General features: G+C 38.6%; 13 protein-coding genes. 4 read left to right on the forward strand and 9 right to left on the reverse strand.

The window, feature by feature from the left end:
• Nucleotides 1-390, forward strand: a 390-nt coding sequence (locus AC1DND_RS17060; protein ID WP_477583411.1) for an AlbA family DNA-binding domain-containing protein, incomplete at its 5' end; no start/stop codon positions are given.
• 190 nt (nt 391-580) lie between these two features.
• The gene (locus AC1DND_RS17065) at nt 581-1,945 is read left to right on the forward strand and encodes an MATE family efflux transporter (RefSeq protein WP_477583412.1); all 1,365 of its coding nucleotides are present in this window, start codon (nt 581-583) and stop codon (nt 1,943-1,945) included.
• Between the two features lie 459 nt (nt 1,946-2,404).
• On the opposite strand, the gene AC1DND_RS17070 is transcribed toward AC1DND_RS17065, so the two are convergent.
• Genes AC1DND_RS17070 through AC1DND_RS17100 form a run of 7 tightly spaced genes read right to left on the reverse strand, consistent with a single transcriptional unit; the run spans nt 2,405 to nt 7,889 of the window.
• Complete coding sequence (locus tag AC1DND_RS17070; protein WP_477583414.1) at nt 2,405-3,139, reverse strand: hypothetical protein; 735 nt, start codon at nt 3,137-3,139, stop codon at nt 2,405-2,407.
• Between the two features lie 38 nt (nt 3,140-3,177).
• On the reverse strand, nt 3,178-3,861 hold the full coding sequence (locus AC1DND_RS17075) for a pseudouridine synthase (protein WP_477583416.1): 684 nt from the start codon (nt 3,859-3,861) through the stop codon (nt 3,178-3,180).
• 41 nt (nt 3,862-3,902) lie between these two features.
• Nucleotides 3,903-4,805 (reverse strand): histone deacetylase family protein, encoded by a 903-nt coding sequence (locus tag AC1DND_RS17080; protein ID WP_477583418.1) that lies wholly within the window; start codon nt 4,803-4,805, stop codon nt 3,903-3,905.
• Nucleotides 4,805-5,665, reverse strand: a complete 861-nt coding sequence (locus AC1DND_RS17085) for a bestrophin family protein (RefSeq protein ID WP_477583431.1) — start codon at nt 5,663-5,665, stop codon at nt 4,805-4,807. The genes AC1DND_RS17080 and AC1DND_RS17085 overlap by 1 nt, the downstream gene beginning before the upstream one ends.
• The gene (gene kynU / locus AC1DND_RS17090; RefSeq protein WP_477583420.1) at nt 5,646-6,776 is read right to left on the reverse strand and encodes a kynureninase; all 1,131 of its coding nucleotides are present in this window, start codon (nt 6,774-6,776) and stop codon (nt 5,646-5,648) included. Before kynU ends, AC1DND_RS17085 begins: the two co-directional genes overlap by 20 nt.
• A gap of 14 nt (nt 6,777-6,790) precedes the next feature.
• Nucleotides 6,791-7,396 carry a DNA-3-methyladenine glycosylase gene (locus tag AC1DND_RS17095; RefSeq protein WP_477583422.1) on the reverse strand — a complete coding sequence of 202 codons (606 nt, stop codon included), beginning with the start codon at nt 7,394-7,396 and terminating at the stop codon, nt 6,791-6,793.
• A gap of 13 nt (nt 7,397-7,409) precedes the next feature.
• Nucleotides 7,410-7,889, reverse strand: a complete 480-nt coding sequence (locus tag AC1DND_RS17100; RefSeq protein WP_477583424.1) for a GAF domain-containing protein — start codon at nt 7,887-7,889, stop codon at nt 7,410-7,412.
• A gap of 131 nt (nt 7,890-8,020) precedes the next feature.
• On the opposite strand from AC1DND_RS17100, the gene AC1DND_RS17105 reads away from it, so the two are divergent.
• Together AC1DND_RS17105 and AC1DND_RS17110 are read left to right on the forward strand one after the other, a co-directional pair.
• Nucleotides 8,021-8,710: a DUF3291 domain-containing protein gene (locus tag AC1DND_RS17105; RefSeq protein ID WP_477583426.1), complete on the forward strand. Its 690-nt coding sequence runs from the start codon at nt 8,021-8,023 to the stop codon at nt 8,708-8,710.
• Between the two features lie 17 nt (nt 8,711-8,727).
• On the forward strand, nt 8,728-8,979 hold the full coding sequence (locus tag AC1DND_RS17110) for a hypothetical protein (protein ID WP_477583427.1): 252 nt from the start codon (nt 8,728-8,730) through the stop codon (nt 8,977-8,979).
• Between the two features lie 449 nt (nt 8,980-9,428).
• Here AC1DND_RS17110 and AC1DND_RS17115 read toward each other — a convergent pair whose 3' ends face one another.
• The gene (locus AC1DND_RS17115) at nt 9,429-9,764 is read right to left on the reverse strand and encodes a Dabb family protein (protein ID WP_477583429.1); all 336 of its coding nucleotides are present in this window, start codon (nt 9,762-9,764) and stop codon (nt 9,429-9,431) included.
• Between the two features lie 92 nt (nt 9,765-9,856).
• On the reverse strand, nt 9,857-10,351 hold the full coding sequence (locus AC1DND_RS17120; RefSeq protein ID WP_440821821.1) for a YMGG-like glycine zipper-containing protein: 495 nt from the start codon (nt 10,349-10,351) through the stop codon (nt 9,857-9,859).
• Nucleotides 10,352-10,413: the final 62 nt, after the last annotated feature.

Genomic DNA, 10,413 nt, shown 5'->3' on the forward strand with positions numbered 1-10,413 from the left:
TACTTCGAAGAAATTTATGTTGATGATAAATTGGTATTGGTAGTTAATATTCCTGAAAGTGACACTAAGCCACATTACGCACTCGATGATCAAAAAAAATGGTGGGCTTATATCCGCATAGACGATAAAAGCGTTCTCGCCAGTCGCATTATTCTTGAAGTGTTGAAACAGGAATATAAAAACAATGGTGTACTTATCTCCTATTCTGAAAATGAAAAAAAGCTGCTCGAATACCTGGAAGAGAACGAAAAGATTACGCTGAAAGAGTTTAGTAAACTGTTACGCAGTTCTTACCGTAAGGCACAAAAGGTTTTGGTTAATTTAATTTTAACCAATGTAATCAAATCGCATACTTCAGAAAAAGAAGAATACTTTACGGTGGTGAGGTAAGGTGCTTTTTCTCGATGGTCGTCATCCTGAACTTGTTTCAGGATCTATTTTACCCGGGTTTTAATTATATAAAAACTAACAAGAAAGATGCTGAAATAAATTCAGCATGACGATCGCCTTTTGTAAACCGAACATTAACTTTTCTACACACCTACTTTTTGAGCTTTAAAAACGCGACCTTTGTAACCCTATGTTTTCTAAAATTTACACCAAATATAAGCCATATTACAAAGAAAATCTTCATTTGGCATTGCCAATTGTAGGTTCTCAGGTTGGTCATACTTTGGTACATATGGCCGATAGTATTATTGTAGGTCATTTTACTGATACCATTCAATTGGCGGCTGTTTCGTTAGTGAACAGCATATTTATGCTTATCCTCGTAATTGGTTTGGGTATTTCGTATGGGTTAACGCCGCTTATCGCACAGGAGAATGGTCGTCAGAATTATGATGAATGCGGAAAGCTTTTATCAAACAGCTTAATTATTAATATCTGTGTGGGGATATTTTTATACATACTGGTTCAATTAGGGATATTTTTTGTGATTGACCACCTGGAGCAAACGCCCGAGGTAGTGCGTTATGCAAAACCTTATCTGAATCTTTTATCTGTCTCAATTATCCCTCTACTGATTTTTCAGACTTTTAAGCAGTTTGCGGAAGGTTTGGGATTTACCAAACAAGCCATGTTTGTTTCTATCTGGGGAAATGCGATCAACATCATTTTAGGAATCATTTTCGTAAAAGGTATGTTCGGCATTAAATCGATGGGTGTTAGTGGTGTGGGGTTAAGTACTTTAATCGACAGGATTTTAATGGCCACCGTAATGTGTTTTTATGTATTACGTTCTCAGCATTTCAAAAAATACCTGATCAGTTTTAAAGCCACGTTTTTTGATAAAATAAGGGCGATTAAGATTGCTAAAATCGGGATGCCTGTTGCTATGCAATACGCTTTCGAAATCAGTGCTTTTAGCGGCGCTGCAGTGCTTATCGGTACAATTGGGGCCGTAGAACAGGCTGCGCATCAAATCGCGATTAGTTTAGCCGCCATGACCTATATGATTGCCAGCGGTGTAGCTTCGGCAGCCACCATTAAAACGGGAAATAACTTTGGTAAGAAAAATTTCGACGATTTACGTAAATCTGCCATAGCCAGCTACCATGTTATTTTGTTGTTTATGTCTATTACTGCAGTGATTTTTGTTTTGGCCAATAACATCATGCCCTTCATTTACACGGAAGATGCGGCTGTTATTCCCATTGCTGCCCAATTATTGATTATCGCTGGCTTTTTTCAGCTGTTTGATGGCACACAGGTGGTTGGCCTAGGTGTTTTACGTGGTATTGGTGATGTTAATATTCCAACTTTTATTACCTTTTTAGCCTATTGGGTAGTTGGTATTCCAATTGGTTATGTATTAGGCTTTCATTTTAACTTAGGCGTTAATGGCATCTGGTATGGATTAACCCTGGGTTTGTTAACGGCTTCTATCCTGTTGTTTATGCGTTTTCAGAATAAAACGAGGGCTTTGAAGGCAGGTGTGTTATGATTTTTAAATAGCTAGTGGTTAATTTACTTTGCGAAAATCAACATTGATTACCTTTTTAGCGCCATCAGGTTTTGGAAATGAATGCCAGTGTTTCATGGGGTACAGTAGTCCCGCTATCCGTTCCAGCCGATGCTGATTCAGTGGCGACTTTTTCGGTAAACAATCGGCATCTACTGCTATCGGGTTTATAATGAAAGGTTTGTGCAGGTAAAATCCGATGTTGATAGAAGGATCTACAACCAGGAAACGAAAAATTAACGGAGTCTATTTTATTACCTATGCGCTTTCAGAATAAAACAAAGGCTTTGAGTGTGGGGTAATTGTCAATCTGAGCGAAGCGAAGAATCTTAGTTAGTGGTCTTCGACAGGCTCAGAATGATAAATCTTTTTGAATTGGGGGATTAATACGTAGTTAAATATTTATGATGTCTCCTGCCAGTTGAAGGACCTTTACTCATTTTATTTACCCCCTACATTAACCACAACACCAATAGTGAAGATAGAATTGCCTGCAGACATGTATTTACGGTTCTTTAAGCCAATATTACTGCTGGTGGTATATTGTAGTTGAAAAGTTTTGCTGAGCGCCATACGCGTAAAGAAAACCGGTTCAAAGAAAATATTATCTTCTTTCGGCTGAACAATACCGTTTAAAAAGAACCTATCCATCTTAATATGGCTAATCCTTAATGCTGTACCATAGTTAATTGGGAAATCTGTTCCAAATAACCGAAGGTTGTTTTTCTTTTTCGAACTGTAATTAACCTGTAAAAATGTTTTCCGGTAATCTACTTCCTGCAATTCGCTGCTGATGAGGATGTCGTTTTTATAATCGCGGAAGGTAATATCACTCCAGCCCTTCCCTACGCCTGCATAAATTTCAATAATCCGGTTGTTATCCSGACCAAAAGTATCAAAGTATCCTCCCCCAATTTCGATAAGTTTATGCCCGAAATCTTTGCTTTTTCGTTCACTATTCATCCTCGAACCACTAAAAAGTACACCAATGTGATCAGAAACCGCATAAGCACCATTAACACTGGCATTGCCTTTTAAAGAGATGTGCGCGCCGCCGCTAAATTCGCCCTGTTTACTTAACATGGGGGTATTTGGTACGTTTGGCATATAAACAGAAGAACAACTGGCTGCGAAAAGCGCTAAAACTGGAAGTGTAAAACGTAAGTATTTAATCATAGATGTTATATAAACAGATTTTGATGGCAAAAATTGTGCTAATGTTCCATTTTCATGAAATCCATCACTCTTTTAAACTCATCGTGTAAACCGGCTTTTAAATGGATTTTTTCTTTTGTAACGGGATGAGTGAATGCTAGCTCCGAGGCATGGAGCAACATGGTTGTCATATCCCATTGCGCTTTAAAGAATTTGTTTTGTTTGTTGCAGCCATGTGTCCTATCGCCAATAATTGGATGTAGGATATGGCTAAAGTGTCTTCTCAATTGATGCATCCTCCCGGTTTTGGGTGTGGCCTCTACCAATGAATACCGTGAGGTTGGATGTTTACCGAAAGCTACGGCTACCTCCGCCCTTTGAAGTGTTCTAAACGAAGTGAAAGCATCCTGCATCGTTCCGTTTTCTTTGGCTAATGGATAATCAATGTCCATTGTATCAGGTGTAAAACCACGCAAGATAGCCAGGTATTTTTTATCGGTTTCTGCATTCATAAATTGTTGATGCATAGCGATTTCAGATACTTTGTCGAAAGCAAATAATAAGATTCCGCTTGTCTTCCTGTCTAGCCTATGTACCGGACTAACATGTTTGCCTACCTGGTCTCTGAGTAACTGAAGTGCGAACTCCGTGGCATCTCTTGCAATGGAAGATTGATGAACCAATAACCCATGGGGTTTGTTAATTGCAATTAGATTTTCGTCCTGATAAATAATCTCCAACATATGGCCGCGAAGATAAGGATATTCTGGTTTTGTGGATGAGCTTATCCAAATAAATCAAAAGCCAGGCGGTAGGTGTTGCAGTGCGCATCTACAATATCTCTGATATCGATCGAGTAGCCACCGCCCATACTCACCTGCACAGCCAGATTTTTATCTTTACAGGCCTGCAGCACCATTCTGTCGCGTTCTTTACATGCGGCCTTGCTTAATGCCAATTTGCCCAGCTTATCGGTAGAAAGCACATCAACCCCCGATAGATAAAATACAAAATCAGGTTTGGTCCTTTCGAATGCCTTTTTCAAATTTACCTTTAAAGATGATAGATATTCTTCATCCTGTACACCATCATTTAAAGGAACATCCAGACTTGACATTTCTTTTCTGAAAGGAAAATTTTTATCGCCATGCATCGAAAAAGTGAACACCCTTGGCTCCTTTTGAAAGATTTCTGCCGTGCCATTTCCCTGATGTACATCTAAATCGATAATTAAGATCCGCTTAGCTAAATTTTTATTTAACAAGTAATTAGCTGCAACAGCCTGATCATTCAACAAACAAAAACCTTCGCCCCAATTGCTGCCTGCATGATGGGTGCCACCTGCTACATTAAAGGCAATTCCGTTACTCATTGCAAAATGGGCTGCATCGATTGTACCTTGAGCAATTCGCAGCTCGCGTTCTAATAGCTGCGCGTTTAATGGGAAACCTATTCTTCTTTGGTCTTTCGCTGAAAGTGTTAAATCTCTAAGCTGTTCCCAATATGTTTTTTCGTGAGTCAGGAGTATAATATCTTCCGAAACTGGTTCTGGGCTAAATAAATTCTGCTGTGCTATAGTCCCTTCATGTAAAAGTTGTTCGGGTATCAATTCATATTTCAGCATCGGAAAACGGTGCCCTTCTGGTAAGGGGTGTGCGTAGAGTGGATGCCAGGCAATCTTAATCATTAGCCTAAAATTTCCTCCACGTGTTTTTCGATGTTCGTGCAGATCTGATCCACAGGAAGATCGTTCGCATCTTCTCCAAATGGGTTTTCTATTTCTTCAGCTATTAACTCCAAACTCGCTAATACATAGAGAATAAAGGGAACAATGGGTACCACAAAATAACCTAAACTAAATACCCATCCAATAGGTAAAGTAATTACGTAAATAAAGATGAATTTCTTGATAAAAGCACTGTAAGAATATGGGATCGGTGTGTTTTTAATGCGTTCGCAAGCACCACAGATATCGGTAAATTGATTAAAATCGCCAGAAAGCACAATAAATTGTTCCTGCGAAATAGCGCCTTTTTCGAGTAGTTCGTATAACCTGTTAATTAAGCTGCCTGCAATCTGGTTTGGTACGTGCTTACCTTCTTCAACCTCTATCAAAAGACTGTTTTTGCCAAAATACATCCTTTCGCGTAAATGTTCTTTTAAAGCAAAAGCATATTTAGGAATGCCGTATTCGAAAAAACGGACATCTTCTTCTGTTAATTTAAGCGCTTTTATTTTCAAGGCCAGGTTGCGGCTCACATTCGTTAACGATCCCAATAACTTTCTTCCTTCCCACCACCTGTCGTATGCTGTATTTGTTCTGAAAACCAGTAGCATTGATAATACAAAGCCCAATAAGCTATGCATCATGCCTATATTGGTCACATAGCTGCTTTTAGAAAGTTGAAAAAAATTGAGTTCGGCAAATGCAACCAGGCCCGAAAAAACAGCTACCGCAAGCATTAATGGCCACAGTTTTCTAAAAGTATCACTTTTATGGATATGAAAAATGAAGGTACTCCAGTCTTTAGGGTTGTAATATTTTATATTGCATTATGCCTAATTCCTTATTCACTTCATTTATAATAAATTCAAGATATGCAGTTAAAGTAACACTTTTATTTCTTAATGGTTCAATAAAGCCTGCTTGTTCGAAAATCTGAAGTGAAGCATGATATAAAGCCATTGGCATTACCTGTGTGCAACTTACCTGCCAGCCGTCTGCCCCGGCTTCTGGAATAAAGCCTTTTTCCATTTTAAAACGCTTACTTTCCTGATAACCCCACCATCCTGCAAAGCGGTTTAATTCGGTGTTGCTGAAATGTTTTTCGTGAACAAAGATTCCGCTTATTCCCCCCGGACCTGAATTTTGATATTTATATGAGCACCAACAGGCAAAATCAATATCCCAATCGTGAAGTTTTACAGGAACATTACCTGCGGCATGCGCCAGATCCCAGCCTACAATTGCGCCGATTTCATGCCCTGCCTTTGTAATGGTTTCCATATCGTACCATTGTCCTGTGTAATAGTTTATTCCACCAAATAAAACCAAAGCGATCTCATCTGCATTTTCTTTGATTTTAGCCAAGATATCTTCGGTATGAAGTATTTCTTCGCCTTCATTGGGGAAAACCTCTATAATCGCTTCTTTTGGGTCGAAACCATGAAATCTTACCTGGCTTTCTATTGCGTATTGGTCGGATGGGAATGCGCCACCCTCCATGATGATCTTAAATCGTTTACCTTTAGGCTGATAGAAACTAACCATTAATAAATGGAGGTTTACAGTTAGGGTATTCATCGGGCATACCTCTGATGGTAGTGCGCCAACAATCGGGGCCATTAACTTTTTGAGTGCCTTGTGATAGAACATCCAGGGTTCATTTCCATCGAACCAGCCCTCTACTGCATAGTTAGCCCAGTTGTTAAGCTGATTTTTTAAAACCTCACTGGCTACTTTAGGTTGAAGTCCTAATGAGTTGCCGCACAGGTAAATAAAATATTTTCCGTTATGGTTTGGAAATAAAAACTGAGACCTGAAATCGCGTAGCTGGTCGGTTTCGTCTTGTGTTTGTGCGAATAATAAGTTGTTTTCAAAATTCATTGCCTCAATAATACAAAAAAAGCAGGTATTGTTTCCAAACCTGCTTTTCAATTTATGTTATTTTATCAAACCTTGTTTGGTTTGCTCACATATTTATTGCCTTTTACAAAGAACCGCCACGGTAATAAAGCATGCTCTTTTGCGTATGCAATGCCCACGCGAGGTGTGGCAGCAATATCTTCATCTAGGTAGCGGATAGCATGATCCTCGATCCAGATTTCATCTCCGGTTAGATTTTTGGCGTTAAAAGCTTTATCTATTCCCAGTGCTTTTGCGGCAGAGCCTGGGCCAGCCGAAATAGCGCCCTTTGTATGCGGCATATTTCTACGTTGCTCAATAATGTCGATGCCAACCAAAGGTTCTATACCCCTGATCAAAACAGCATGCGGGTCGTTTTCTTTCGAACTTACAATATTGAAGAGGTTGTGCATGCCATAACAAAGATATACATAAGCAATGCCTCCATTGCTATACATCGTTTCTGTTCGGTTGGTTCTGCGGCCGCCGTAAGCATGCGAAGCTTTATCCTTTACACCAAAATAAGCTTCGGTTTCGACGATGATGCCTGCGGTGATTTCGTTGTCAATTTTGGTATAGAGTATTTTGCCTAACAGATCTTTAGCCAGACTAACCACGTCTTCATTTAGATAATATTCTTCTTTTAGTTTCAATATTTTACTTTAACTATCTATTTAATATAATTGATATAACTTGCTCTAAATAAGCCTTATCTGTTTCATCGAATTTATTTAATACTTCGCTGTCTACATCTAAAACGCCTATCACTTCACCATTAACAATTAATGGTAAAACAATTTCTGATTTAGAAGCAGATGCACAGGCAATGTGACCAGGAAACTCTTCAACATCTGGAACAATAATGGTTTCTGCCTGTTGCCAAGAGGCTCCACATACCCCTTTTCCTTTTTTAATCCGTGTACAGGCTACCGGCCCTTGAAATGGGCCCAATACCAGTTCACCTTGCTTTACCAGATAGAAACCTACCCAAAACCAGTTAAACTGTTCTTTAAGTGCTGCTGCAACGTTTGCAAGGTTTGCAATAAAATCGGTTTCGCCGTAAAGTAAAGCGTCTATCTGAGGGATGATCGATTGATATTGCTCTTCCTTTGATGTATTTCTGGTGATGGTTAAGTCTTCTGCCATTTTTTTTATTTCTATAATCAAAGTTAATTATGATTTGTGAGATGTAAGGCAATAGTGAATTTTAATGACGAAAATTTGAATGACAATCTATTCTTAAAATCCTTAGTTTTGGCATCATTAACCGTGAGTTTATGATTGTAGCCTTAACCATTACCAAATTCCCTGGCCTTACCGTTCCTTTTGCATTTGTAGGGATGGCTGTTTTACGGTTGCCATTGTGGTTAAATAAGAGATGCAGGTTCTGGAAGTTAATGGGGAGCGGAAAAGATGCTCAGGTAGATTTAGCTCCTGATTATAAACATTGGGCCGTGCTTACCACCTGGGATAACCGGAGGGATTGTGATGATTTTTATCGTCGTTCTTTTGTGCTAAAATGGTTTGGTTTCTTTGGGATTGAAAGTTTTACTATCTTATTAAACCCTTTATCTACTCATGGCTTATGGTCAGCAGTAGAGCCATTTAAATCCGATAAAATAAGTAATACCCATACGGGTAAGATTGCTGTAATTACAAGGGCGGCAATTAAATTTAATAAGTTAAAAGAGTTTAGGCGGAATATTAAAAGAGCAGCTGATGCCATGCGCACTGCTCCGGGTTTTATCTTGTCGGCAGGTATTGGCGAAAATCCATTTTTCGATCAGGCTACCTTTTCAATCTGGGCCGATGCTGATAGCATGAAAAACTATGCTTACAGATCTTTTGATCATTCTGACGTGATTAAGCTTACCAGGGAGCGCGAATGGTATAAGGAAGAGTTGTTTGCCCGGTTCTCGATTGTAGATAGCTGGGGCACGCTTAATGGCGTATCTGTTGAATTATAAATTAAAATATAAAATAAATGAGAGTAGTAGCAGAACTTCCGCATCCGGAATGTAAGATCACGATTTTTTCGATGAATCAAAAATACATTGTAAAGTTTGAGCAGGGTACCTTTGAGCAAAGTTATAAACTCGCTGAACTTGATCTGAGTGGAGGTGGTGTTAACGATGTGTTTGAAATTATTGATGAGGAATTTATTCAGGCAGTAATAGCGCGATTTAAGCTAATGCGTTCTGATTTTACGGCTGCATATAATAGGCATCAATATTAATGACTTAACTTATGTAAGTTGCTGATTACTAGTTCATTTAATCGTTTATCGAAATTATATTTTGATTTTAAAGCCATTATTCGCTATCAGCAACATGCTGAATATCAGTTTTTATTTAAGTGATTTAAGATAACTCATTGATATACTTATTTTTAAATTTACCAACAAAATATAATTCCGAGTCCTTATTTCGCCAAATAAATGGGAGGTTTTGGGTAAATCGTCATTTCGACAGTAGTGCAGTCCCGAATTTTCGAGAGAGAAATCTTTGAACTTAGCTGAAAGGTTCTTGGCTGCGTTTAGGGTGACAAATAAAAAATGCGCTTAGCTGAATTTAGATTCATCTAAGCGCATTTATGTTAGGGTGGAAAAGATCCTGAAACAAGTTCAGGATGACGACAGAAAGAAATCTTCCATGTTATAATCTATGTTTCCCTAGCTAAAACTTATTAAGCAATCACTGTATCGTGTACCACTACCCTGTACCAGTTATTAGAGAATTTTTCTACAGCATCTAAATGCACTTTATCTTCCTGGTAAGCATTATGGTCTGCAATGTTTGCAAAGGTAATGGTTAGCGAATAAGTAAAAGAGTTATCGGTAACAGGGCGTACAGGTGTACCTGCTGCTAAGCCATAACTTAACGTTTTAATGTATTTTATAGGTTTTAAACTTTCAAAGAAGTTAGCGAAATCTGTGATCTCGGTTTTGGTTAGTTGAGGTTTTAACCAGAACATTACGAAGTGTTGGATCTGTCCTTTATCTGCGGTTTGGGTTTCTATCATGGTTCTTTTTTTGCTAATATATAAATCATTTTTTTTGACACAAAAAAAGTCCCGATTTACATCGGGACTTTTTTATCTTTAAAAACCTTTTTTTAGTTTTTAGGCTGCACACGGCCAGATTTTCTGTCTTCACCTCTACCGATTAAGTAACCGCCACCAGCTCCAACTAATCCACCAATAATGGCACCTCTGCCTTTTTTCTTATCGATTAAAGCACCACCAACCGCTCCGGCTGCACCACCAATAACAGCACCTTTAGCTGCATCGCTCCAGCCTTTTTTCTTAGCTGTTGGTTGTGTACCTCCGTAAGCACTGCTAGAACCACCACCTGAGCTTGCATAAGATCTAGATGAGCTTGCTCTTCTTGCAGCAGCTAATTCTGCCTGGTGTTTAGCTTCTTTTTCCTGTTCTACTTTGGCCACTTCGGCTTTTTTAAAGCTATCTAACCTTAAACTATCTTTAACTGCTTTAATTGCCAATTGTTTTTCGGCCTGTTGTTGTTTTAATGCTGCTTCTTCTTTTGCCTTATTATTACAAGCAAATAAAACTGAAGAACTTAATGCGATTACTACCAATATCTTTTTCATAACTCTTAATTTTTTAATATGACGCTTGTTTAGTTACCTAACCTCACTAAACAGGTTTCAAT

It is taken from the genome of Pedobacter sp. 01N416 (assembly GCF_056399685.1).

Bases quoted from the DNA above. Each gene is read 5' to 3' on its own strand.
- AC1DND_RS17110 (WP_477583427.1), top strand. From the start codon at position 8,728: ATGAGAGTAGTAGCAGAACTTCCGCATCCGGAATGTAAGATCACGATT.
- AC1DND_RS17115 (WP_477583429.1), bottom strand. From the start codon at position 9,764: ATGATAGAAACCCAAACCGCAGATAAAGGACAGATCCAACACTTCGTA.
- AC1DND_RS17100 (WP_477583424.1), bottom strand. From the start codon at position 7,889: ATGGCAGAAGACTTAACCATCACCAGAAATACATCAAAGGAAGAGCAA.
- AC1DND_RS17105 (WP_477583426.1), top strand. From the start codon at position 8,021: ATGATTGTAGCCTTAACCATTACCAAATTCCCTGGCCTTACCGTTCCT.
- AC1DND_RS17080 (WP_477583418.1), bottom strand. From the start codon at position 4,805: ATGATTAAGATTGCCTGGCATCCACTCTACGCACACCCCTTACCAGAA.
- AC1DND_RS17120 (WP_440821821.1), bottom strand. From the start codon at position 10,351: ATGAAAAAGATATTGGTAGTAATCGCATTAAGTTCTTCAGTTTTATTT.
- AC1DND_RS17075 (WP_477583416.1), bottom strand. From the start codon at position 3,861: ATGTTGGAGATTATTTATCAGGACGAAAATCTAATTGCAATTAACAAA.
- AC1DND_RS17065 (WP_477583412.1), top strand. From the start codon at position 581: ATGTTTTCTAAAATTTACACCAAATATAAGCCATATTACAAAGAAAAT.